Annotated in this window: 17 protein-coding genes, 2 tRNA genes and 2 rRNA genes (1 of these 21 cut by a window edge); 7 read left to right on the top strand and 14 right to left on the bottom strand. The window is 51.2% G+C overall.

What is annotated here, in order from left to right; all coding sequences use genetic code 11:
- Window positions 1-37 precede the first annotated feature (37 nt).
- The 6 genes from phoU to HQ50_RS00680 all read right to left on the bottom strand — a co-directional run bounded on the left by phoU (window position 38) and on the right by HQ50_RS00680 (window position 5,976).
- A complete protein-coding gene (phoU, locus tag HQ50_RS00705; protein WP_039427583.1) occupies window positions 38-709 on the bottom strand; it encodes a phosphate signaling complex protein PhoU in 672 nt (223 codons plus the stop codon).
- A 45-nt stretch (window positions 710-754) separates the two neighbouring features.
- Entirely contained in the window at window positions 755-1,501 is a 747-nt protein-coding gene (pstB, locus tag HQ50_RS00700; protein ID WP_018964462.1) for a phosphate ABC transporter ATP-binding protein PstB, read from the bottom strand.
- A 6-nt stretch (window positions 1,502-1,507) separates the two neighbouring features.
- The gene (gene pstA, locus HQ50_RS00695) at window positions 1,508-2,371 is read right to left on the bottom strand and encodes a phosphate ABC transporter permease PstA (protein ID WP_018964461.1); all 864 of its coding nucleotides are present in this window, start codon (window positions 2,369-2,371) and stop codon (window positions 1,508-1,510) included.
- Window positions 2,372-2,374: 3 nt separating this feature from the next.
- Complete coding sequence (gene pstC, locus HQ50_RS00690) at window positions 2,375-3,583, bottom strand: phosphate ABC transporter permease subunit PstC (RefSeq protein WP_039427581.1); 1,209 nt, start codon at window positions 3,581-3,583, stop codon at window positions 2,375-2,377.
- A 41-nt stretch (window positions 3,584-3,624) separates the two neighbouring features.
- Window positions 3,625-4,446, bottom strand: a complete 822-nt coding sequence (locus tag HQ50_RS00685; protein ID WP_196246888.1) for a PstS family phosphate ABC transporter substrate-binding protein — start codon at window positions 4,444-4,446, stop codon at window positions 3,625-3,627.
- Between the two features lie 261 nt (window positions 4,447-4,707).
- Window positions 4,708-5,976, bottom strand: coding sequence for a hypothetical protein (locus HQ50_RS00680; protein ID WP_152566832.1), 1,269 nt, complete (start codon window positions 5,974-5,976; stop codon window positions 4,708-4,710).
- A 412-nt stretch (window positions 5,977-6,388) separates the two neighbouring features.
- Here HQ50_RS00680 and HQ50_RS00675 point away from each other — a divergent pair, with 412 nt between their 5' ends.
- Window positions 6,389-6,868 (top strand): Dps family protein, encoded by a 480-nt coding sequence (locus tag HQ50_RS00675; RefSeq protein WP_018964456.1) that lies wholly within the window; start codon window positions 6,389-6,391, stop codon window positions 6,866-6,868.
- Window positions 6,869-6,993: 125 nt separating this feature from the next.
- Here HQ50_RS00675 and HQ50_RS00670 read toward each other — a convergent pair whose 3' ends face one another.
- From HQ50_RS00670 to HQ50_RS12445, 8 genes are all read right to left on the bottom strand, one after another.
- Window positions 6,994-8,211 carry an ABC transporter permease gene (locus HQ50_RS00670; RefSeq protein WP_052074857.1) on the bottom strand — a complete coding sequence of 406 codons (1,218 nt, stop codon included), beginning with the start codon at window positions 8,209-8,211 and terminating at the stop codon, window positions 6,994-6,996.
- A gap of 58 nt (window positions 8,212-8,269) precedes the next feature.
- A complete protein-coding gene (locus HQ50_RS00665) occupies window positions 8,270-9,451 on the bottom strand; it encodes an ABC transporter permease (protein ID WP_026292088.1) in 1,182 nt (393 codons plus the stop codon).
- A gap of 2 nt (window positions 9,452-9,453) precedes the next feature.
- The gene (locus HQ50_RS00660; RefSeq protein WP_039418605.1) at window positions 9,454-10,449 is read right to left on the bottom strand and encodes an HlyD family secretion protein; all 996 of its coding nucleotides are present in this window, start codon (window positions 10,447-10,449) and stop codon (window positions 9,454-9,456) included.
- 49 nt (window positions 10,450-10,498) lie between these two features.
- Complete coding sequence (locus HQ50_RS00655; RefSeq protein WP_039427575.1) at window positions 10,499-12,004, bottom strand: TolC family protein; 1,506 nt, start codon at window positions 12,002-12,004, stop codon at window positions 10,499-10,501.
- A gap of 948 nt (window positions 12,005-12,952) precedes the next feature.
- Window positions 12,953-15,628, bottom strand: a complete 2,676-nt coding sequence (gene mutS / locus HQ50_RS00650; RefSeq protein ID WP_039427573.1) for a DNA mismatch repair protein MutS — start codon at window positions 15,626-15,628, stop codon at window positions 12,953-12,955.
- Between the two features lie 304 nt (window positions 15,629-15,932).
- Entirely contained in the window at window positions 15,933-16,661 is a 729-nt protein-coding gene (locus tag HQ50_RS00645; RefSeq protein WP_004583754.1) for a YebC/PmpR family DNA-binding transcriptional regulator, read from the bottom strand.
- Window positions 16,662-16,703: 42 nt separating this feature from the next.
- A complete protein-coding gene (gene pheT / locus HQ50_RS00640; protein WP_039427571.1) occupies window positions 16,704-19,163 on the bottom strand; it encodes a phenylalanine--tRNA ligase subunit beta in 2,460 nt (819 codons plus the stop codon).
- A gap of 44 nt (window positions 19,164-19,207) precedes the next feature.
- Window positions 19,208-19,543, bottom strand: coding sequence for a DUF1661 domain-containing protein (locus HQ50_RS12445; RefSeq protein ID WP_369794157.1), 336 nt, complete (start codon window positions 19,541-19,543; stop codon window positions 19,208-19,210).
- Here HQ50_RS12445 and HQ50_RS12440 point away from each other — a divergent pair.
- From HQ50_RS12440 to HQ50_RS00605, 6 genes are all read left to right on the top strand, one after another.
- Window positions 19,518-19,589, top strand: coding sequence for a hypothetical protein (locus HQ50_RS12440; protein WP_369794156.1), 72 nt, complete (start codon window positions 19,518-19,520; stop codon window positions 19,587-19,589). The genes HQ50_RS12445 and HQ50_RS12440 overlap by 26 nt on opposite strands.
- Window positions 19,590-19,799: 210 nt before the next feature.
- Window positions 19,800-20,126, top strand: coding sequence for a hypothetical protein (locus HQ50_RS11645; RefSeq protein WP_039427566.1), 327 nt, complete (start codon window positions 19,800-19,802; stop codon window positions 20,124-20,126).
- Between the two features lie 254 nt (window positions 20,127-20,380).
- Window positions 20,381-21,903 (top strand): 16S ribosomal RNA (locus HQ50_RS00620).
- Between the two features lie 503 nt (window positions 21,904-22,406).
- Window positions 22,407-22,480: transfer RNA gene (locus HQ50_RS00615), tRNA-Ile, on the top strand.
- Between the two features lies 1 nt (window position 22,481).
- Window positions 22,482-22,555, top strand: a tRNA-Ala gene (locus HQ50_RS00610).
- A gap of 109 nt (window positions 22,556-22,664) precedes the next feature.
- Window positions 22,665-23,742: ribosomal RNA gene (locus tag HQ50_RS00605) — 23S ribosomal RNA — on the top strand (it continues 1,817 nt past the right edge of the window).
- Together the 16S and 23S rRNA genes with 2 tRNA genes alongside form the textbook arrangement of a ribosomal RNA operon.

Raw genomic sequence — 23,742 nt, 5'->3', positions numbered from 1 at the left:
GTTCGTAAGAATGCGCAAAAAGTGTAAGGTGCTTCTCCTAATCGGCTTTGCTTTTGTTGTGCTTGAGCACTTTTGCATCCACATAGAATACGATCTCCTCCACGATATTGCCGCAGTGGTCGCCTATGCGCTCCAGCTTGCGGATCAGTAGCAGCAGCTTCAGACCGCAGTAGATGTGTTCGGGATGCTCCGTCAGGAACTGGGCAAGGACCTTGGGGGCTGCATGATAGATGGCATTCACCTCTTTGTCGCGGGAGAATATCCGACCCGCTATTTGGGTGTTTTCGCTTTCCAGTGCCACGTAGCAATCCGATAGCATGCCCTGCAGGACGGTAAACATCTGTTCCATGTCGAGCTTTTCTATCAGAGATGCCGGGATGTCTTGGCAGTCTTCATCGAGCACATGCATAGCGATGCCGGCGGCAAAGTCGCCTATCCGCTCCAGCGTGCTGCAGATCTTCATCAGCGAGAGGGTCAGTCGCAGGTCTATGGCCACGGGGCTATAGAGGGCTATGTAGTTCTCGCAGTCGCTTTCGATCTTCAGTTCACATACATCCACTCGTTTCTCCCTGCTGATTACTTCGCGTGCCAGATCGGTGTCGTTCGTCAGAAAGGCCTGACGGGCTTTCTCCAGTTGGGATAGCACGAGCTGCCACATGCGGTTTACTTCCTCTTTGAGGAGGATCATTTCTTGTTCGGTATGCTTCATTGCAGTTTCCTTGTTTGAATTTAAGTGTTTGGGAGGGGAGAACGATCAGCCGAAACGGCCGGTAATGTAGTTCTGCGTTTGTTCGGAATCGGGCGACAGGAACATCTTCTTCGTATCGCTGTATTCGATGAGTTGGCCGAGCATGAAGAACCCCGTCTTGTCGCTCACGCGTGCTGCCTGCTGCATATTGTGTGTGACGATTACGATCGTGTACAGCTCCTTGAGTCCATGTATCAGCTCCTCTATCTTGGCTGTGGAGATGGGGTCGAGAGCCGATGCCGGTTCGTCCATGAGCAGGACGGAAGGGGAGATGGCCAAAGCTCTGGCTATACAGAGACGTTGCTGCTGGCCACCGGACAGGGCAAAGGCGGATTTCTTCAGTTTGTCCTTTACTTCGTCCCAGAGTGCAGCCGCGCGTAGGGACTCCTCCACTCGTTGGGCAATGAATTGCTTATCGCCCATCGAATTGACGCGCAGGCCGTATGCCACATTCTCGAAAATGGATTTGGGGAAAGGGTTTGGTTTCTGAAATACCATACCCACCTTCTTGCGCAGGTCGTCTACGGATATGGATTTGTCGTGTATGTTCACGCCATCTATCAGGCATTCCCCCGTGAGGCTGGTTCCCTCGATCAGGTCGTTCATGCGGTTGAACAGGCGCAGGAAGGTGGACTTACCACAGCCCGAAGGACCGATGAGAGCCGTTACCGTATTGCTCTCCATCTTCATGCTTACCGACTTGAGGGCGTGGAAGTCGCCATAGAAAAAATCTATATTTTTCGCTTCTATCATTGCTGTTTAGGCAGATTGTTTCTTGTTTTTGGACATATAGGATCTGATACCCGTAGCTATCAGGTTCATCAGTAGTACGATGGTGATCAGCACAAGAGCGGTGCCGTAAGCTATCGGCCGCGAGGCTTCAATGTCCGTTCCGCTGGTGGCGATCACGTAGAGGTGGTATGGCAGTGCCATGACCTGATCGAATATGCTCGAAGGGAGTTTCGGCAGGAAGTAAGCGGCCGCAGTGAAGAGGATGGGAGCCGTCTCGCCGGAGACCCTTCCGATGGAGAGGATGAGGCCCGTCATAATATCCGGAAAGGCTGCAGGCAGTACCACCCTGAATATCGTCTGCAGCTTACCTGCCCCTAGGGCATAGCTACCGGTGCGGTATGAATCGGGTACGGCTTTCAGTGCCTCCTCCGTCGTTCGGATCACGAGGGGCAGTGCCAGCAGACCGAGTGTGAGCGAGCCGGCGATGATAGAATCGCCGAAACCCATGGTATTCACGAACAGAGCCATACCGAACAGCCCGAATACGATGGAGGGAATGCCGGCCAGATTGTTGGTCATGATGCGGATGATGCGTACAGGCCACCCGTTGCGTGCATACTCCCGTGTGTATATGGCGGACATGATCCCCACCGGGAAGGCCACGAGCATACTGCCTGCCACGAGGCAGAGTGTACCGACGATGGCCGGATAGATACCGCCTGCCGTCATCCCTTCGGTCGGAGCTGTGGTGATAAACTCCCAGTTGATTACCCCGATACCATTATAGATAATGAATCCGAGCAAGGCCATCAGTAGCACCAATATGGAGAATCCGAGTATCCGAAAGGTGAGAAACGCTATGCGTTCGCTGTTTTTCTTGTTCAATACCATTGTTTAGACCGATGCTTTGGGTTGTTTCTTGGAGATTACTTCAGCCGTTATGCTGATGATCATCGTGATCACGAATAGAATACATCCCAGCAGGAAGAGTGCCTGATAGTGGGAGCTACCTGCAGGTACCTCGCCCAGCTCTGCTACGATCGTGGCCGGAATGGTTCGTACCGATTCGAAGAAGGAGGTGGGCATGACGGCTGCATTGCCTGTAACCATGAGCACGGCCATCGTCTCCCCTATGGCTCGGCCGATCCCCAGTACTACGGCGGCCGATATGCCCGATTTGGCATAGGGTATCACGACTTTGTAGACCGTCTGCCAGCGGGTAGCCCCGAGAGCCAGACTGGCTTCTCGCATGGATCGGGGAGTATTGTTCATGGCGTCCTGAGCCACCGTGATGATGGTGGGCAAGGCCATGATGGCGAGGATGAGGCTGCCCGTAAAGGCCGTTTCGCCGACGGAGAGACCGAAGGTTTGCTGTACCCAGGGAACCAGCACGACCAATCCCCAGAAGCCGTAAACGACGGAGGGTATCCCTGCCAGTAGTTCGAAGGCCGGTTTGAGTATCTTGCGAATACGCCCCGAAGCCAGTTCGGACAGGTAAATGGCTACACCCAGGCCCAACGGAAGGGCCAGAGCGATAGCTCCCAAGCTAACCAGTAGCGTGCCTAATATAAGCGGGAGAATACCGTATAACGGGGCGGGAGAAGCCGTAGGCATCCACTCCGTTCTCCCGAAGAAGTCGCTAAGCGAAATGTCGCCCGTGTCCATAGCCCGTACTACTCCGCTGTCCGCAGGAGCATATTTCTGCGGCAGGAAAGCGATGATGCCCGGATTGGCTGCGATCACCTCTCCTATCTTATCGGGGAGGAGCGCATAGTTCTCGCCTAATTCTTCCTCGCTGTAGATAGAAAACAGGTCATCGATACGGAAGAGCATGATATCCTGATCGTCTCCTCCCAGTTGGCTCCAATTGGTTATTTCTCCATCGAAAATCCGTTTGATGTCATGTGGCGACAGCTTCTGTACTCGGTTGTCGGCATGGCGATAGAGGGCGTATCCCTCTTCAATCACGGGCGAACGGAAAAGGCCGAGCCCTTCATTGAAGAGGAACAGTGTGATAAGCACAATAGCGATGCTCGTAATGGCACCGCTAAGTGTGAAAAGAGCCTCTACCATCCGTCCGAGGATTTTCTGTAGGAACTTCATAATTTGTGTTGAGGCTTGTGTTTATCTATTGGGGAAGGAGCTTATTTGATGCTGATAAAGCCGACTTTGTCTACGATGTCCTGCCCTTTGGGGGAGAGAACGTAATTGACAAAAGGCTTTACTTTGGCTTCTGATCGTGTGTCGTAGTAGTAATAGAGCGGACGTACGATCGGATAGCTCTTATTCTTGGCATTGGCTACCGAAGGGGCCGTGAAAGTCTTGCCCGAATCGAAGGAAACGGACAGGGCCTTTACTTCTTTGTTCAGGTAGGCAAGTCCTACATATCCAATGGCACCTGCCGTCTGACTAACTGACTGAATAATGGCTCCCGTGGCCGGCATACTCATGATACCGTTCATATAGTTCTTATTGCCGAGTACGACTTCCTTGAAGAATTCGTAAGTGCCCGAAGAGGTCTCACGAGAGTAGGGTACGATCTTCATATCGGCACCGCCTACCTCTTTCCAGTTCTTGATCTTGCCTGTGAAGATGCCTTCCAGCTGCTGACGCGTGAGCTTGCCGACTTTGTTGGACGGATGCACCACTACGGCCAGAGCATCGTATGCGATCACTACCTCCTTGACCGAGCGGCCGCTCTCCTGTAGTTTCTGGCGCTCTGAGAATTTGATTCGGCGCGAAGCCTGTGCGATGTCAGTAGTACCGGACATCAGTGCTGCTATGCCGACTCCGCTCCCTCCACCGGTGATGGTCAGGCGAGCAGACGGGTTCTCTTTCATATACTGCTCGGACTCCTTCTGTGACAAAGGCAATACTGTGTCGGATCCCTTGATACGCTGTGCCTGAAGAGAGAAAGTCATAATGGTAAGCATCGCTCCGGCAAAGAGTGTTTTCTTCATTTTCATTTTAGTTTTTTGAATCGTGTGTAATTGGGTTTCTTATTACCTGAGCCAAAAGTATAGCCCACTTATTACGCCCATATGTCAGGATTGTTATGAATTTGTTACAACAGCTCTTTTGCTATGATTCCGATGTTTTTCTTCCGCCGATCTCCTTCCCCTTGATAATACGAGAAGGCCGAAACCTCGGGTGGAATACCTGAGGTCTCGGCCTTTGTATGTGTAGCGTCGGGTTCGTTTCTTCCCGTGCGCTTGTGTGCTATGTGATCAGAATTTGTACTGTACGCAGAGGTAGAGACGGTTGTCCTGACGGTCCTTTGTGTAGGAGGAAAGAGACGCGGTTTTCTCGTTGTTTACCCATTCGTGGTAGGCCGTAAGTTTGATGGACGATGTCGCTCTCCAGATCAGTCCCAGACCCAAGGTTTGGTATGCGATGTCTGCTTTCCCGGTGTAGCCCTTGCCGATTTCGTCTTTCGAAACCTTCGTATTCGGGTCGTACCAGTCGTATTTGGCAATAGCAGTGAAAGGTAGAGTGGCTATATCCTGTGCCAGCAGTATGTAACCGCCCGAGACGGGGCGGATATAGGTGTCGGCCGTCGGCAGAGAAGAGGAGTTCGGGCTTTTGCTGGAAGCATCCGTGCCGGGCTGCGTTCCACCGATAAATTCGCCACGAAGACGTGTCATACCCGTTGTGCTGCTGTAATAGGAGAATTGGGCATCCACGCCGTAGTAGCGACGCGTGGCGAATGCGCCTTTGTTGCCCTCCTTGTCATCGAGTTCGAAGTCGCTCCCGTTCATGCGGAATACTTTGGTCGACCCTTGATAAACGCCACCGCTATATAAAGATGCTCCTATCCCCCACTCGATGGCGTTGCCGATGGTATTGCCGGCAGAGATCCGTCCGATAAAATCTTTGCGGTTGTCGATCTCCGGCTTGATGCCGTTACCGGCGAAGAGTCCGGCTTCGAGCTTGAGGAAATGCCATGGAGAGGTTTTGCCTGTCTGGAGTACAACCTTGGCTCCCAGATCGCGCTCATTAGGGAAAAGGGTACGGAAGATCATAGAGCGTTCGGGCGATTCCCGGCGTGAAGAGGAGTAGCCTATTTCATGACCGAAGGGACGATCGAATAAGCCGGCACGGATCGAGCTGGCATCTCCGAGCGGTGATTTCAGATCCATGTATGCATCTTTCAGCCCTACACCTTTTTCCGTAACGTCCATTTGCAATACGACGCCACCCCACTTGTCCCCATAGGCGAATTTGAGGTGTCCGCGGCGGATACCGATACGGTTGAAAGCCTCGTCCGTATTCTCATTGGGGCTGCCCACATTGAGAGAAGCCTGCTTCTCTCCATGCTGGAAGTACCCCTGCACGTAGCCCGAGATCTTGATTTTCTTGTTTTCCCGAGTGACTTCTTCCTGTGCCGCCACACGCTCCTCCAGAGCACGGAGGATGCTGTCTTGTTGGTTGTTTTGAGCGAAAGCTGCCATGCCGGAGAGGCAGAAGCAGACTGATAGAATTAGATTCTTGTTCATATTCATCTTGTATTATTCTCGTCGTAAAAGTAGACCGTGGTTATTACAAACTCATTACGTTCCGGCTACTTTCCAAACATCAAACCCCCGAAGCACATGTTTTTGTTCCTGTCATTCGGACACTACGAACATAAATCATTTCAGGCTTGTTCGCAAATTTCTTCTTTTATAAGGAAACCTTTTACGGGTAGTTCTGCTGTATTATTGTCTTGGCCGGATTTACTTAGCTGTATCGGTAGCCCGTCTATTTTTATAGTAAAACATATAGTCTTCGTGGCCTATGGAAGGTAAGATGTGGGGCTATTGACGGGTTCAATATGTGTATAAATGGTTTCTGTTGCAGGTGGGGGAGTTAATGCCTACCTTTGTTTCACAACAAAAAAGAAAGAAACAATTAAAAACGTAGAAGATTATGAAAAAGATTCTTGAAGTAACAGGTTTGAAAGAGCAGAATCTTGCTCCCGTTGTGAAAGGTTTGTCCGGTCTGTTGGCTGACCTCCAAGTGTATTACTCCAACCTTCGTGGATTCCACTGGAATATCCGTGGCGCAGAGTTCTTCGTTCTGCATGAGCAGTACGAAAAGATGTACGATGACCTCGCAGGAAAGATCGACGAAGTAGCTGAGCGTATCCTCCAACTTGGTGGCAAGCCTGAGAACCGCTTCAGCGAGTACCTGAAAGTGGCTGAAGTGAAGGAAGAGCACGATCTCGTTTGTGCTGCAAGTACACTGAAGAATGTGTCCGACACGCTGCAGATCATCATTGCCAAGGAGCGTGACATCGCAGAAGTTGCCGGTGAGGCCGGTGATGAGGTAACTGTGGATCTGATGATCGGTTTCCTCTCTGAGCAGGAGAAGCTCGTTTGGATGCTGTCTGCTTATGCCGCAAAGTAAAAAACTCTTGAGGATGGGGCAAGGTTAAAGTACCAACCCCAAAAGAAAAAAGCGATGTTCGAAAGAGCATCGCTTTTTTGTTGCTGTATCTCTGTTGGCTAAATGCGAATCGGAGACCGGCAGCTTTATTTCAGGACTTCTTTGTTACCCTGTGTAATGAGAGCATTAGCTTCGCGAATGTGGCGGCGATTCTTCCGTACCTGACGGTAGTAGATGAGGCAGGTAGTCAGGAAGTAGACGATCGTGTGTAGCCAAAGAGCCATGTACTCGCTATTGACCTCTCGTAGATTGGCACCCATGGACTTGATTTTGATGTATCCGTTGATGCCGAATGTAGAGGGGAAGAGATGGGAGACAATGCGCCAGCCCTCCGGTATGGATGCACCCGGCCACGACACTCCGGAGATAAAGAGGAGCGGTACGGAAGTAAAGACGAAGATCATCATACAACTTTCACGATGGCGTACTAAGACAGAGAGCGACATGGCGAAGAAGATGCAAGCCAGCAGATAAGGCAGGGCAAAGAGAATCAGATCCATCGCTTCTGCCAGCTGGATAAAGCCGAACATACGAGGCACGATAACCAGTGTATAGCACAGCACTGGTACGTAGATGGTCAGATAGGCCAGCCCCTTCCCAAAGACAATACGGAGTGCACCGGAGTAGTGGCTGATGTCCGTAGGCACGAGATCGTGAAACCTATTTTTCTCACGCGCCGTACCGGCCGAGAGGCCTATACCGAGCAGGAGTGTCTGCTGTATGATCAGGATGAGCACGGCAGGTAGTAGGAACGAAGCGAAGCCGGCGGACGGATTGTACAGTGCCACGTCCTCATAGTTGATGGGGTAAGAGATGATCTCTCCCTGACGCTCCGTAGCACCCACGCTGCGCGCTATCTTGATCTCCTTGTTCATCTCCAGCGAAACTTGTGTATTGGCAATGAGCAGGCTCTTGTAGTAGAGCAGTCCACTCATATCGCAGTAGAGGGAAATATGGGCCTTTCTGCCGGTATTGAGTTGTTGGGAGAAATCCTCCGGAACATAGATGATACCATAGGCATTGCGCCTGCGGATCTGTTCCTTGGCTTCCTCCATGTCGGTGCAGTGCCCTACGATGCTTACTTCTGGAGTGGCATCTACCCTTCGCAGGTAGTCACGACTCGATGCCGAGTTCGATCTGTCCACCACCATGGCCGGTACATCGCGTACCACTTCGAGGCTGTATATATAGCTGTAGAGAAGTGGGTAGAGGAGGGGTACTATGATGAAAAAGATGACCATACCCATATCTCTGAACGTCTTGCATAGCTCGTACCTCCATATGGCAAAGAGGTCTAAGAACATCGTCAGGAAGAATGCCGTAGAAAAGCGTCGAGGCTGTTTCGGAGTAATATCGGACATGTCAAGAGACGTATTTGTGGGTTAGGAGTATGTGCTTGAGCCGGCGAAGGAGCAGCAGTGGCAGCAGTGCGAAGATGACGAAAGCGAGGATATTGGTCCAGGCATATTGCAGTGAGAATCCGTCCAAAGCACTGGTCACGTAAGTTAGATAGTAATGCCTCAACGGGAATAGCACGCTGGCGGGCTGTATGATGGTGGGCATACCGAGAACGGGAAATGAAGCTCCGCATATGGAAAAGGAAATAATGCCCCACAGAGAAGCAAAGCTAAGCCCCAACCTCATCGTCGGCAGGGTGACGAACATGAGTACGCCCAAACCCTGACAAGCGAGGATGAAGAGATACATAAGGATCAGCATCGGCATAAAACCACCATTGATCGGGTAGGAGAGGAAGCCGTACAGATATACGTCTATAAAGGTGCCGATAAGCATGAATGCCACCGTTTGGGGTAGCAGCTTGCCCAAAAGAGCGATGGACATGCTGCCGCCGGCCATTTCCATCCATTCGCGAGCTGTCGACCTCTTGATCTCCATGGCTATGCTACACACTGTGACCATAAAGATCAGCAGACCCAGCACGCCGGGTATCATGATGTTGCTCAAGTAGATGGAGTAGTTGAGCCACGGATTGCCTATGGGGTGGGTGTCGATGACGATCGGCTGCAGCCACTCCATGGCCTGGCTTTCGGTGGCTCCCCGGGCATACAGCTGCGAACGAGCGGCTGCACCGGCTACCAGCTCGCTGATCATCTTATTGTCCCTGAAGAGGAGCGAACCGCCCACCATATAGGCATAGTTGGTATAGAAGGAGAGCTTGGGTTGCTTCTGTGCGTAGGCATCCCGTGTCATTCCCTCAGGGATATAGTAGTAACCGTATATCTCACCTCGCTGTACCGCCAGCCGAGCCTCGCGTACGCTCTCGAACTGCTTGACGATTTGGGTTTGCTCCATCGAATTGAGGTGGCGTGCTATGGTGCGCGACGTCTGTGTACGATCGAGATCCACAACCCCTGCAGGCAGGTTCTGCGGCAAACCCATATCCATGATAGAGGGGAAGAAGAGACAGCAAAAGACAGGAGCTATCACCATGCAGAAGAGGAAGAGGGCGCGACTCGACAGTTGTCGTACCTCTCTGCGCATGGTGGCTATAAGGGCTGTCCCGTGCATGACCTTACTGCTCATCGTTACTTGCGTATGATCACGGACATACCCGGGCGTAGTTTTTGTGCCTTGTCATTATCGACGAGGGTAGCCTTTACCTCGAACGTTTTCAGGTCGTACTGCCCCGTTGTCTTGGTCGCTTTCCAAGCCGCGTAGGTACCCATGTTCTTGACAAATGTGATCTTGAAGCGTACTTTTTCTTCATTCAGAGCAGGTACTACCGTCTCCAGGACGCTTCCCATGGCCATATTGCCGAGGAAATCCTCCCGAACGGCAAAGCTCGCCCACATATCGTTCATCTCGGCAATGTTCATGATAGGTGCGCCGGTGCCTACGAGTTCGCCAGCTTTGGGGAATATCTCCGACACTTCGCCGGCCCGTGGGGCTATGAGGTAGGTTTCATTGATGTACGACTCCACCTCGGCGACAGCCCCTCTGGCCCTATCGACGAGGGCAGAAGCCGCCAACTTGTCTTCGCGTTCAGCACCGTTGCGAGCCATATTGTACTGGGCTTCGGCCGCTTTTTGCGTAGCGATAGCCGCATCGCGCTGCGCTGTGGCTTCGTCCAACTTCTGAGCCGGCACAACTCCTTGGTCATAGAGGTTCTGCACGCGCTGGTACGTCTTGGTCGCTATGGCTACGCCGGCTTGTGCTTTCTGCCACATCTCATAGGCTGCCTGTATCTGTTCGCTGCGTGCCCCTTTGAGAGCCTTGGCATTCTGAGCCTGTGCAGCCGCTTCGGCAGCCCTTGCCTGTTCCATCTTGGCTGCTACGTCGGGAGCTTCGATGATGGCGAGGGTATCGCCGGCCTGTACCTGCTGCCCTTCGGATACCCTAAGCTCCTTGATGCGCCCGGGTACTTTGCTGGACACCCGGTATTCGGTCACTTCGATCTGTCCTTGGATAATCTCCTCGGCAGGTTTGAGCATGAAAAACCCAACGATCGTCACCACTGCGATGACTCCCAGCAAGAGGAGAAAAGCCGGGAATACGATATTACGTTGTTTGTTGTCCGTCATAATGATAATATGTTTGATCAGATGAATAACGAAATAAGGAAAAACGGTATCATTCCGAAACGACTTCTTCCGGAGAGAGGTGTCCCGAAGCCTTGCGCAGCATCAGTTCGGTCAGTTTCACATCGATCTGTGCATCGATCTTTGCAGACCGGGCCGATAGCCATGCCGTCTGCGCTTCCAGTACGTTGGAGGCCGTTATGATGCCCTCACGAAAACCTACATTGGCATAGCGCAGGTTTTCTTCTGCTTTCTCCATATTCTTCGTGGCCATGACAAGGCGTTTGCCTGCCTCCCGTACTTTGAGGACACTTTGGGAGAGCTGCAGCTCGATGCTTTCGCGTGCTTTGGCAAGCTGTTGGGCTGCGATGCGAGCTTCCGCTTTGGCCGCTCTTACCTTATGCGTGCCTTGTCCCCAGTGCCAGATGGGAACCTTGAGCATCACACCCACATTCCACATGCCTCCGAATTTGTTATCGAAGCCGTTGAAGGAGGACGGATTAGTCACTATATAGTTGCCCACGAAAGCCAGCGAAGGCAGATATTCCGACCGTGTAAGCCGTATCTTCTGTTTGGAGATTTGCTCTAACAGGGCGAGGCTCTTGAGTTCGGGGCGGTTGTCGAGCGTATATTGCAGGTCGGCCTCTGCCGGAGCAATGGCTGTCGGCAGTTCTTCTTGCCCTTCGTCTGCGAGGACGATCTTCTCTTCCAGGGGTAGTCCTATCGTTTGGCACAGGAGCATGCGCGAGAGGCTAAGCCCGTCCTCTACCTTGGCGAGCGTCATCTCCGCTTCGTTCACTTTTACCGATACGTTGAGACCGTCGGCACGGGTGGCCAATCCTTCCTTGATGAGCTTCTGAACATCGTTGTCGAGCTTCGTCAGCAACTCCAGATAGCTCACGGCAAGGCGGTGCTTATTGGCCAGGGAAACTACCTGCCAATAGGCTTGGTCGGTGGCGAGGATCACATCCTGCTGTCCGGTCTTGTGCTGCCAGTGTGCTATCTCTTCTGCATAGCGCGTGATGCGATTGTAGGCATATATCTTGCCGCCTACGTACAGCGGTTGGGTCAGGGTCAGTACACCGGCATAGACGTTCCGAGTGTCGGTGCGGAGGGCATCGACAAGGTGTGTGCCGAAGGCATTAAGCCCCTGACTCGTCTGGGCGGCTATCTGCGGCATCATGGATCCGATAAGGGGAGCCAAATCGGGATGCTGGGCGAGGATGGACTGAATGGCCGTCGTGATGTAAGGATTCTGGCCTACGGCTGTGACAAGGTCGGTGCCGAGATTCTGGAGCTTGTGCTTCTGCTCGTCGCTCAGTAGTGATACTTCCTTTTGGTTGTGCAGATAGGTACCTGTGGCCGAGATCTCGGGCAGGTAGCTGGTGAAAGCGGCTTTGCGAGTACTGGTAGCCGCATTTATCTTCTCGCGACTTATGGCTAAGTCTCTGTTGTGCTCGAGAGCGAGGCGCCGGCATTCGTTCACGCTCAGTACTCTTTGCCCATATACAGGCCACAAGGAGCACGCCAAAACGCATGCGGTAATCAATCGTTTCATACCTGAGTCTTATTTGTCTCTATCGCAAAAAAGGGGTTTCGATCGGATAGTTCCTACCGTGCCCCCATCTATTCTTCTTCGAACTTCGTCCCAAAGGTAAGGAAATGCGGCTGATAAATAAAAATCCAACAGTAAAAAAATGCAAGGGATTTTATACCAAGTGTTTCGAGTTAGAAAATTAACCAAGTAGGTTTTCTAAATGTTGGTCGGTCGATTTCCAACAAGAAGTGGATCAAAATCATAAGGATGTATTCTTCTCCCGAGGGCATAGCGGTAGGATCCGAATGTTTGCGATTCATTCGGCTTCGGCTTTTTGATTACATTTGCACACCGACAAAGCCTTTCGCTTGAAGGTAAATATCTGTATAACAGATAGATCTTGTCGTGTGAATAGAATTTGTATTGACGAATCAACAAACGATATGTATATGTACTCCGACTTCATCCTAATGTGCAAACGGTCGATGGTAGAGCCCTTTCTGCCATTTGCTTATTCGATATTCAGGGTTTTTGAACCGGTCGGACAGCCTTTCCTATTATGAAGTAAAGAGAGATAAAGCTTTCCCAATCCCCATCAAACAGATGGGGCACGCACTCGATTCATCTACGAATCAAGTGCGTGCCTCTTTTTTGTAAGCTCGTGAATCGGCCTTTTGAGCCGTCCGAACTATATATAAATCAGGTACGATTTATATACAAATAGAAAACGATTTATATATAAAACGAAAATGATCTGTATATAAATCGAATTTCATTTATACACAGATCGTTTCTGTACTTCATTTAGTTGGATTTTCTTCCCTTTTTAGATTGAATCCAGCTTCCTTTTAGATGCTTATTTGGAATGATTCCAAGTTCGTCTTCGTTGTTGAAAACTTTTTTGGCTTGAGTTTTTAGCCTGTCACACCGTTTGGACTATCGGACGAGGTGCCGGCTTTTACAGCCGTATCAGTATCCGCGGAGGATTCGTTTGATGTCGTTTAGCTTATTGAGGGCCTCCAAGGGGGTGAGGTTGTCGATGTTCAGGTCGAGGATCTCCTCTCTGATTTGGGACAGGACGGGATCGTCGAGCTGGAAAAAGCTAAGTTGATAGCCGTCGATGCTCCTGCCTTTTTCGTCCCGGGGAAGCGTGGGCGATGCATTTTTTACCTTTTCGGAAGGGCCTCGTTTGGTGTCTTTGGTTTTCGGCTCTTCTCCCTCTATTCTCTCCCTTTCTTGTTCGAGCCGATGCAATATGTCCGTAGCTCGCTGTACGATATGAGGTGGCATGCCGCCGAGACGGGCTACCTGAATGCCGAAGCTGTGTGCACTGCCGCCCGGCTCCAATTTGCGAAGAAATAGCATCTTGCCGTCCACTTCGCGAGCCGATACATTGAAGTTGTGTACCCGATCGAGTTGCCCTTCCAGCTCGTTCAGCTCGTGGTAGTGTGTGGCGAAGAGGGTGCGTGGATGCGCTTTGGGATTGTCATGGATGTACTCCACGATAGACCAGGCTATGGAGATACCGTCGTAGGTACTGGTGCCACGCCCTAATTCATCGAATAGTACCAGACTGCGGGGTGTGAGGTTATTCAGAATATTGGAGGCTTCCTGCATTTCGACCATGAAGGTGGATTCGCCCATGGAGATGTTATCCGAAGCTCCCACCCGTGTGAAAATGCTGTCCACCATGCCGATACGTGCACTTTCGGCCGGTACGAAGGAGCCGATCTGTGCCATCAGAGAGATCAGGGCCGTCTGCCTGAGCAGAGCGGACTTACCGCTCATATTGGGGCCGGTGACGATGATGACTTGCTGGCGGTCTGTGTCCAAATAAATATCGTTGGCGATATAAGGTTCATCGGCCGGCAGCTGCTGTTCGATGACGGGGTGGCGGCCGGCTTTGATGTCGATGGTAAAGCTCTCGTCCACTACAGGGCAGATAAATCTGTAGCGACGTGCCGACTCGGCAAAGGAGAGAAGACAATCCAGAGAAGCCACCGCCTGACTGTCTTGTTGCAGAGGAGCCACGTATCGCTGCAGCTCGGTTACAAGCAGGGCGTATAGCTGTCCTTCGAGGGTAGCTATTTTCTCTTCGGCTCCGAGTATTTTGGCTTCGTACTCTTTCAGTTCTTCCGTAATATACCGTTCGGCACTGACGAGCGTTTGCTTGCGGATCCACTCGGCCGGCACCTTGTCCTTGTGCGTGTTGCGCACTTCGATATAGTAGCCGAACACATTGTTATAAGCTACTTTGAGGCTGGGTATTCCCGTTCGCTTTATTTCCTGCTGCTGTAGTTTGATCAGGTAATCTTTGCCGCTGTATGCCAGTGCGCGCAGTTCGTCGAGCGTGGCATCGACACCATGTGCGATGACGGGACCGCGACCGAGAGCGGCCGGAGCGTCCGGCATCACCTCACGCAATATCCTGTCGCGTAATTCCGTACACAGTTCCAACTTTTCTCCCAGTGCGCGCAGATTCTCTTCGTCTGCTTGGGTACAAACTGCCTTGATCGGTTCGAGTGCCTGCAGGGCAACGCGTAGCTGTACCATCTCTCGCGGCGAAATGCGTCCCATGGCACCTTTCGTCACCAAACGCTCCAAGTCGCCTATCTCTGTCAGGTGTTCGGCAATGATGGCTCGCTCTTCAGGATGTCGGAAGAAAAACTCCACCACTCGCTGTCGGGCTTGTATGCGTGCAGGATCTTTGAGTGGAAATACGATCCATTGTCGCATACGCCTTGCTCCCATAGGCGTTATCGTATGGTCGATGATGTCGAGCAGGCTCTTGCCTCCTTCGTTCATCGGGCTAAGCAATTCCAGGCTTCGGACGGTGAACTTATCCAAGCGTACATACCGGTTTTCATCCAGTCGGCTCAGCGAAGTGATGTGTTGTAGCTGATGGTGCTGTGTCAGATCGAGATAGTTCAGCACGGCTCCGGCTGCCGTTACGGCTATCGAAAGCTCTTCCAGCCCGAAACCTTTGAGGCTTTTCAGGTCAAAGTGCTTGAGTACGCGCTGTCGATTGTTCTCCGAGGAGAAAGCCCAGTCCTCCATGTCGAAGATAAATCCGCTCCAGTGGAAGAGATCGTTGAAGCGAGACCGCTCCGACCGTTCCACGAGGATTTCCTTCGGGCGGTAGTTGGTCAGGAGTTTTTCCACATAGTCGGCATTGCCTTGTCCGGCCATAAATTCGCCGGTGGATATGTCCAGAAGAGAAATACCGAAGACCTCCTTGCCGCAGGAGACGGCTGCAAGGAAATTGTTCTCCTTATGAGAGAGCACATTGTCGTTGGTCGATACGCCGGGAGTGACCAGCTCGGTAATGCCTCGTTTGACCAGCGTTTTGGTCTTTTTCGGATCTTCCAGTTGGTCGCATATGGCCACGCGCTTGCCGGCTCGTACCAATTTGGGCAGATAGGTATCCAGCGCATGATGAGGAAAGCCGGCCAATTCGACAAACTGGGCAGCACCGTTGGCGCGCCGTGTCAGCGTTATCCCCAAGATCTCGGAAGCCACGATGGCATCCTCCGAGAATGTTTCGTAGAAATCTCCCACCCTGAACAGCAGGATAGCATCGGGGTGTTTTTGCTTGATCTGAAAGTATTGGCGCATCAAAGGCGTTTCTACCACAGGCTTTGCCATCGTGAAAAAAGTTGATTGGATAAGAAAAAACGCAAGCGAAGCACATTGTCCCCGGAGAGCTTGACGGGGACTGTGTCAAAATTCATTCTTGGCACAGCTCCCTTTTAGGTACGTAAGAATGCCTAAAGTACAAGGCACTGAGGCTGAAAGGAGCGTACTGTGAAGTACGTGACTGAAGCCGAATGTCGCGCAACGCAGTAATTTGCGCATTATGACACACCGCCATCTCAGCGGTCAATGCACTCCGCTTAGAGAGGTTATGGGTAAAAAGAGAAGGGGATAGAGGGAATAGGGCTTGAGTGGATTACTCTTCGCCCTCCTCTTCCTTCATGTTGTGGAAGACGTTTTGCACGTCTTCGTCTTCTTCGATTCGTTCGATGAGCTTCTCGATCTGTTCGCGCTGTTCGGCGGTCACCTCTTTCGTATCGTTAGGTATGCGGACGAATTCGGCCGAAGCAATCTCATAGCCTGCGTCTTCCAGATATTTCTGGATGTTGGAGTTCTCCGAAAAGTCACCGTAGAGAATGATCTCGTTTTCGTCCTCTTCCAGTTCGTCCACACCGTAGTCTATCAGTTCGAGTTCGAGGCTTTCCAGATCCATATCGTCTTTCTTGACGATGTGGAATACGCATTTGTGCTGGAAGAGAAATTCCAAGCTGCCGGAAGTGCCGAGCGATCCGCCATGTTTGTTGAAGTAGCTGCGTACGTTGGCCACGGTACGTGTGGTATTGTCCGTAGCAGTCTCTACGAAGATCGCGATGCCGTAAGGGCCATAGCCCTCATAGTTCATCTCCTTGTAGTCTGTGTAGTCTTTGGAGGTAGCTTTTTTGATGGCACGTTCCACGTTCTCCTTCGGCATATTCTCCTTCTTGGCTGTCTGCACGAGGATACGCAGACGCGGATTGGTCTCCACGTCGGGGCCGCCTTCTTTCGCAGCGATGGTGATTTCCTTTCCTAACTTGGTGAAGACGCGGGCCATATTGCCCCAGCGTTTCATTTTCCTTGCTTTACGATATTCAAATGCTCGTCCCATAATGATATGTCGATTCTTATTTTGTCGTTTTTCGTTTGATTGTCAGCGGAGTTGCGCACCGAGCTTTTGCTCCAGAGTCGTCCGTATCTTAGCCATGATAGCCTCTATCTGTTTGTCGTTAAGCGTCTTCTCTTCATTGCGCAGGAAGAAGCTCACGGCATAACTCTTCTTTCCGGCAGGCAGGTTCTTTCCCTCGTACACATCGAATAGTTCCACCCTGCGCAGCAGTTTCTTCTCACAGCCACGAGCCAGTGATTCTATTTCGGCAAAGGAAACAGCTTTATCCAAAAGCAATGCCAGATCCCTCTTTACTTCGGGGAAGCGAGGCAGATCGCGTGCCTCCAATTTGTATCGGGCCGATTCGCTCATGAGGGCATCCCAAAGCAATTCGGCAAAGTAAACGGGTTGCTCGATGTCGAAGCGTTTGATCAGTTCCGTTGATACCGTTCCGAATGTACCCAACAGTTTGCCCGAACGAGTCTTGACCTCCATGGCAGATACGTACAGATCATTGTCAGCTGTCTCCAGCGTATAAGCTCCGGTTTCGATCCCTACGCGACAAAGCACCTGCTCCACCACAGCTTTCAGCTCAAACACCGAAGTCGGTTCTTCGGGGTGTGCCCAGCTATTGTGCACCCGTTGTCCGCATATCCAAATGCCGAGGCGATCGTCCTCTGCATAGGCAGCAAGGGGAGTCTCGTCCATGCGCTTTGCGGCATGGAAGCGATAGCATTTACCCCATTCAAAGAGATAGAGGGAGAGATGCTTACGACGGAGGTTGTGGCTGAGCGTCTCCAATCCTCCGAATAGCAGAGTCTGCCTCATGCAGTTAAGCTCCTGACTCAGCGGATTCATCAGCTCCACGGCCATCTCTCTCGGATGGGCCTTAAGACCTTCGTAATAAGAACCGGCCGTAAGCGAATTGTTGAGTATTTCATTGAAGCCGGCTCCGACCAATTGTTCGGATACGACTGTTTGCCATTTGTAGCGACGATCCGTTTCTGCCTCGTGTCCCAGGCTGGCACGGATATAGCCCGTCAGCTCCACTTGGTTGTAGCCATAGATGCGCATGATCTCTTCGATCACATCCACATCGCGGGTTACATCCGTACGATAGCGTGGCACTTCCAACGTCATGACCCCGTCCTCTTCTTTGCTGATGCGAATTTCAAGACTGTTGAGGATGCTCCTCACCATCTCAGGCTCTATCGTTCTGCCTATCACGCAGTTCACTTTCTCGAAAGACAAACAGATCCGGTGCGGTGGCAGGGGATTGGGATAAATATCTGTCATCCCACCGAGACAGCCGCCTGCAATCTCTAATATAAGCGAAGTCGCACGACGCAATGCCCAATCCGTACGCTCCGGATCCAATCCGCGCTCGAAGCGGAAAGAACTGTCCGTATTGAGACCCAATCGGCGAGCTGTACGGCGTACCATCGTCGGGTTGAAATTGGCACTCTCGAGGAATATATCTGTTGTTTTTTCCGTTACACCGGAGTGAAGACCGCCGAAAACGCCCGCCACACACATGGGATCGCCGTTCGAATCGCATATCATCAGATCCTCGGCCGTCAGCTTACGCTCCACGCCATCCAGTGTGATGAACGGAGTACCCTCGGCCACTGTCTGCACATGAACTCGATCTCCCTTGATGAAAGCCATATCAAAAGCATGAAGAGGTTGACCGAACTCATGAAGAACGTAATTCGTAATGTCCACTATGTTATTGATCGGGCGCAGGCCGATCGCCAGCAACCTGTTGCGTAGCCATTCAGGGCTTTCTCCTACCGTAATATCTCTGATCACCAATCCCTGATAGCGTGGGCAGGCCGTAGCATCTGCCACTTTCACCTCTATTCGACTGTCAATGATGTCTGTCGGCAGATTTACCTCCGGCAGTTTGAGTTTTGCAGGTATGCCATTCCGTTTCAGGCTGGCCGCCAAGTCGCGTGCCACGCCATAGTGCGAAGTGGCATCTACGCGGTTGGGCGTAATGTCAACTTCTATGCAGTAATCGCTTTCTACATGATAGTACTCGGCAGCAGGCATCCCCACAGGCGCATCGCTCGGCAGGACGATAATCCCGTCATTCGACGAACCTACACCGATTTCCACTTCGGAGCAAATCATTCCGAAGCTCTCTACTCCCCGAATCTTGGATTTCTTGATGGCAAACTCTTCTTCTCCGTGATAGAGCGTGGTACCCACCGTGGCCACTACCACCTTTTGTCCTGCGGCTACATTGGGCGCACCGCAGACAATTTGCAAGGGCGCATCCGCCCCCACATCTACCGTGGTGATATGCAAATGATCCGAATTCGGGTGCTCCTCACAAGTCAGAACATGGCCGATCACCAAACCTCGCAAACCACCCCGAATCGTCTCGATCTCTTCTACACCGCCGGTCTCCAGACCGATGGAGGTGAGCGTATCGGCTATCTCCTGCGGAGAGAGAGTGCAAGACAGGTACTCCAAGAGCCATTTGTATGAGATATTCATCTTTGTTACTCCTTAGTTATATATGTGCTTCAGAGACTCATGGGTCAGGTCTCAAACGCGATTATTATATGTAAGCCCACAAATTTAGCGTTTTTCTCGGGGAGTGTTTGTTTTATGTTCGTCTTGTGCCGCTTTGTACCATCCGAGTACTCTGCTTTCATTTCTCCCAAAGACTCTGTCATATCCATTTTGGTTTGAAAAATTCGGTGTATTTGGGGCTGTAAAACGTGGTCTGAGAAAAATTTTGTTTTGGTGCGGGAGTTGAAAAAATCTCNCTCTGTCATATCCATTTTGGTTTGAAAAATTCGGTGTATTTGGGGCTGTAAAACGTGGTCTGAGAAAAATTTTGTTTTGGTGCGGGAGTTGAAAAAATCTCGCACCGGACCGAAAATATTCTCGCGCCATTTTTGGTGGATTTTGGTTTGAGATTTGGGTGATTTACGGCTCGATTTTCGGCTTGTGCGATTGATAACCTCTGTTTTTTTCGACACCCTTCTCTCCCCCGGTGTGCCCTTTATTCCCGACCAGCCGCCAACATTTCCGGCTGAAAAGTCTTTTTGCAGAGAAAATTTTCTTCTTCTCATTTTCCTCCTCTTTCAGTCCTTTTTCTCTCTTACGCGCGCGAACCATTTATATATGCCTGTATTTCCGGTTTTTCTCATGGGTGATGTCTTTCCTTTTCCGCATGTTTTGTGGGTATTTTTGAGGAAAAAACTCTTTGAAAGATTTGGTTGTAAAGAAAAAAGGAGTACTTTTGTGACCGCAAAAGCGATCCATGACCGATTTACCGAGGATGAAGGGGTTTTTCCGACAAGCGGGTCGGGGGGTTCTTTAACGGGAAGGACGGCAAAACGCCTCCTTTATTCAAAGTCAGGCGAAAAAACGCCGATTGATTTTGCTGATTCGGAAAAAGGTTTTACTTTTGCACCCACTGTCCGCTGCTTGATCGGCTCCGTGCCGTGATGGGGGATATGGGATAAAAAGACAGCGATCATTGACATTGTTCATACGAAGAACAAAAGTGTAGTACAAGAAGAGAAGCGAGAGAGAAGTGCTTCGTTTTCCTTGGCTCTGCCCTGAAACCGGGGGATAGAGGCAAAGGGCGATGCATACTGCTCTCGACTCAAAAAATACTCTGTCAAAGAGAAAGAAAAGACCGAGAGGGAAAAAGAAACCGAGGTGTACTACCTGATAAATCGAATTATCGTCAAGGATAATTTTTTCAGTCTGCTCAGGATGAACGCTAGCGATAGGCTTAACACATGCAAGTCGAGGGGCAGCATGAACTTAGCTTGCTAAGTTTGATGGCGACCGGCGCACGGGTGCGTAACGCGTATGCAACTTGCCTTACAGAGGGGGATAACCCGTTGAAAGACGGACTAATACCGCATATACTTATTCGGTTGCATGACCGGGTAAGGAAATATTTATAGCTGTAAGATAGGCATGCGTCCCATTAGCTGGTTGGTGAGGTAACGGCTCACCAAGGCAACGATGGGTAGGGGAACTGAGAGGTTTATCCCCCACACTGGTACTGAGACACGGACCAGACTCCTACGGGAGGCAGCAGTGAGGAATATTGGTCAATGGGCGAGAGCCTGAACCAGCCAAGTCGCGTGAAGGAAGACTGTCCTAAGGATTGTAAACTTCTTTTATACGGGAATAACGGGCGATACGTGTATTGCTGTGAATGTACCGTAAGAATAAGCATCGGCTAACTCCGTGCCAGCAGCCGCGGTAATACGGAGGATGCGAGCGTTATCCGGATTTATTGGGTTTAAAGGGTGCGTAGGTTGTTCGGTAAGTCAGCGGTGAAAACTGAGCGCTCAACGTTCAGCGTGCCGTTGAAACTGCCGGGCTTGAGTTCAGAGGCGGCAGGCGGAATTCGTGGTGTAGCGGTGAAATGCATAGATATCACGAGGAACTCCGATTGCGAAGGCAGCTTGCCATACTGCGACTGACACTGAAGCACGAAGGCGTGGGTATCAAACAGGATTAGATACCCTGGTAGTCCACGCAGTAAACGATGATTACTAGGAGTTTGCGATATACCGTCAAGCTTCCACAGCGAAAGCGTTAAGTAATCCACCTGGGGAGTACGCCGGCAACGGTGAAACTCAAAGGAATTGACGGGGGCCCGCACAAGCGGAGGAACATGTGGTTTAATTCGATGATACGCGAGGAACCTTACCCGGGATTGAAATGTAGACGACGGATGGTGAAAGCCGTCTTCCCTTCGGGGCGTCTATGTAGGTGCTGCATGGTTGTCGTCAGCTCGTGCCGTGAGGTGTCGGCTTAAGTGCCATAACGAGCGCAACCCACATCGGTAGTTGCTAACAGGTTTAGCTGAGGACTCTACCGAGACTGCCGTCGTAAGGCGTGAGGAAGGTGTGGATGACGTCAAATCAGCACGGCCCTTACATCCGGGGCGACACACGTGTTACAATGGGAGGGACAAAGGGCAGCTACCGGGCGACCGGATGCGAATCTCCAAACCCTTCCCCAGTTCGGATCGGAGTCTGCAACTCGACTCCGTGAAGCTGGATTCGCTAGTAATCGCGCATCAGCCATGGCGCGGTGAATACGTTCCCGGGCCTTGTACACACCGCCCGTCAAGCCATGGGAGTCGGGGGTACCTGAAGGGCGTAACCGCAAGGGGCGCACTAGGGTAATACCGGTGACTGGGGCTAAGTCGTAACAAGGTAGCCGTACCGGAAGGTGCGGCTGGAACACCTCCTTTCTGGAGTTCGGACTGTAAAAGGAATTGTCCGTCCAAGGGGATAAGGAGATTAAGAAGCAGGTAGGGGTGAACCGTCGTGTTTCGGAGATTTATCCGAACGCGAAGGAATCCATCTATCGCCTTCGGTTTCGACTCTCGGCTTTTTAACTTAAAAAAGCTTTACTACACACGCGCTGCAAAGGATAGCGTGTTCGACGTATGAATAAAACGAATATAACCTGCGGATATTCTCTGTGGCGCGCCTTGGGCGCGGCGGGAGGATGTCCGGGAGGGTTCTCTCTTAGAGCGATAAGAGAGAATAGACTTTGAAAAAACAGGAGTCTCTCCCTCCCCCGAGGCAGTTCTTCGTTTATCTTTCGATCTTTCTTCTTTCGATCTTTCCATCTGTTTATGGAGGGGGAGGCGGGAGTTAAGAAGGAAAGGAGGATAAAAGAAACGATGTGACGGTCAGGCAGCACATGCTGCCACAGGCAGAGGGTAAAGAGTTCGAATAAGAGAGAAGCAGTCCTATAGCTCAGTTGGTTAGAGCGCTACACTGATAATGTAGAGGTCGGCAGTTCAACTCTGCCTGGGACTACGGGGGATTAGCTCAGCTGGCTAGAGCACCTGCTTTGCAAGCAGGGGGTCATCGGTTCGAATCCGATATTCTCCACGAAAGAAAAGGCGATCATTGACATATTGGAAGCAAAATAGAATAAAGAATTGAAGTAGAGCACAACAAGCTTAAGTATACCGCCCGCGGCAATCATATTGCCGGGCGCACAAAAGTAAGTAAGGGCAGACGGTGGATGCCTAGGCTCTCGGAGGCGATGAAGGACGTGATAAGCTGCGAAAAGCTGCGGGGATCGGCACATACGAATTGATCCGCAGATATCCGAATGGGGCAACCCGTCAGGCTATGGTCTGACACATGATTTAAGATCATGAGCGAACGCGGGGAACTGAAACATCTCATTACCCGTAGGAGAAGAAAACAAGAGTGATTCCCTGAGTAGTGGCGAGCGAACGGGGAACAGCCCAAACCGTTTTTGTTTCGGCAAAGGCGGGGTAATAGGACTTCGAACGAAGGTTATTTTTAGATATAGGAGAACATACTGGAAAGTATGGCCGAAGAGCATGATAGCTGCGTATCCGACATATCGCATGATGACTGACGGAGCACCTGAGTAGCGCGGGACACGAGAAATCCTGTGTGAATTAGCGGGGCCCATCCCGTAAGGCTAAATACTCCCGAGAGACCGATAGTGAACCAGTACCGTGAGGGAAAGGTGAAAAGAACCTCGAACAGAGGAGTGCAATAGACCCTGAACCCGTCTGCCTACAAGCGGTAGGAGCGCCATTAAGGTGTGACTGCGTGCCTTTTGCATAATGAACCTACGAGTTACTGTTAGTGGCAAGGTTAATTGTCATAGTAGATAAGGAGCCGAAGCGAAAGCGAGTCTTAAAAGGGCGATAATATAGTCACTGGCAGTAGACGCGAAACCAAGTGATCTACCCTTGGTCAGGTTGAAGGTTAGGTAACACTAACTGGAGGACCGAATCGGTAAGCGTTGAAAAGCTTTCGAATGAACTGAGGGTAGGGGTGAAAGGCTAATCAAACTTGGAGATAGCTCGTACTCCCCGAAATGCATTTAGGTGCAGCCTGTTGGATGTTATCATGAGGTAGAGCGACTGATTGGATGCGAGGGTTTCACCGCCTATCAAGTCCAGATAAACTCCGAATGCATGATAATCGACCGATGGAGTGAGGGCATGGGTGCTAAGGTCCATGTCCGAGAGGAGAAGAATCCGGACCACCGGCTAAGGTCCCGAAATAATTGCTAAGTTGAAGAAACGAAG

Source organism: Porphyromonas sp. COT-052 OH4946, from assembly GCF_000765965.1.
GTDB lineage: Bacteria > Bacteroidota > Bacteroidia > Bacteroidales > Porphyromonadaceae > Porphyromonas > Porphyromonas gulae.
The sequence above is the reverse complement of the archived record's forward strand: the minus strand, read 5'-3'. Positions and strand labels throughout refer to the sequence as shown.

Coding starts and splice junctions, on each gene's coding strand:
- HQ50_RS00685 (WP_196246888.1), bottom strand. CDS start 4,446: ATGAAAATGAAGAAAACACTCTTTGCCGGAGCGATGCTTACCATTATG.
- pstC (WP_039427581.1), bottom strand. CDS start 3,583: ATGAAGTTCCTACAGAAAATCCTCGGACGGATGGTAGAGGCTCTTTTC.
- HQ50_RS11645 (WP_039427566.1), top strand. CDS start 19,800: ATGCCTGTATTTCCGGTTTTTCTCATGGGTGATGTCTTTCCTTTTCCG.
- pheT (WP_039427571.1), bottom strand. CDS start 19,163: ATGAATATCTCATACAAATGGCTCTTGGAGTACCTGTCTTGCACTCTC.
- HQ50_RS00680 (WP_152566832.1), bottom strand. CDS start 5,976: ATGAACAAGAATCTAATTCTATCAGTCTGCTTCTGCCTCTCCGGCATG.
- HQ50_RS00655 (WP_039427575.1), bottom strand. CDS start 12,004: ATGAAACGATTGATTACCGCATGCGTTTTGGCGTGCTCCTTGTGGCCT.
- pstA (WP_018964461.1), bottom strand. CDS start 2,371: ATGGTATTGAACAAGAAAAACAGCGAACGCATAGCGTTTCTCACCTTT.
- HQ50_RS00665 (WP_026292088.1), bottom strand. CDS start 9,451: ATGAGCAGTAAGGTCATGCACGGGACAGCCCTTATAGCCACCATGCGC.
- mutS (WP_039427573.1), bottom strand. CDS start 15,628: ATGGCAAAGCCTGTGGTAGAAACGCCTTTGATGCGCCAATACTTTCAG.
- phoU (WP_039427583.1), bottom strand. CDS start 709: ATGAAGCATACCGAACAAGAAATGATCCTCCTCAAAGAGGAAGTAAAC.
- pstB (WP_018964462.1), bottom strand. CDS start 1,501: ATGATAGAAGCGAAAAATATAGATTTTTTCTATGGCGACTTCCACGCC.
- HQ50_RS00645 (WP_004583754.1), bottom strand. CDS start 16,661: ATGGGACGAGCATTTGAATATCGTAAAGCAAGGAAAATGAAACGCTGG.
- HQ50_RS00670 (WP_052074857.1), bottom strand. CDS start 8,211: ATGTTCTTAGACCTCTTTGCCATATGGAGGTACGAGCTATGCAAGACG.
- HQ50_RS00660 (WP_039418605.1), bottom strand. CDS start 10,449: ATGACGGACAACAAACAACGTAATATCGTATTCCCGGCTTTTCTCCTC.
- HQ50_RS00675 (WP_018964456.1), top strand. CDS start 6,389: ATGAAAAAGATTCTTGAAGTAACAGGTTTGAAAGAGCAGAATCTTGCT.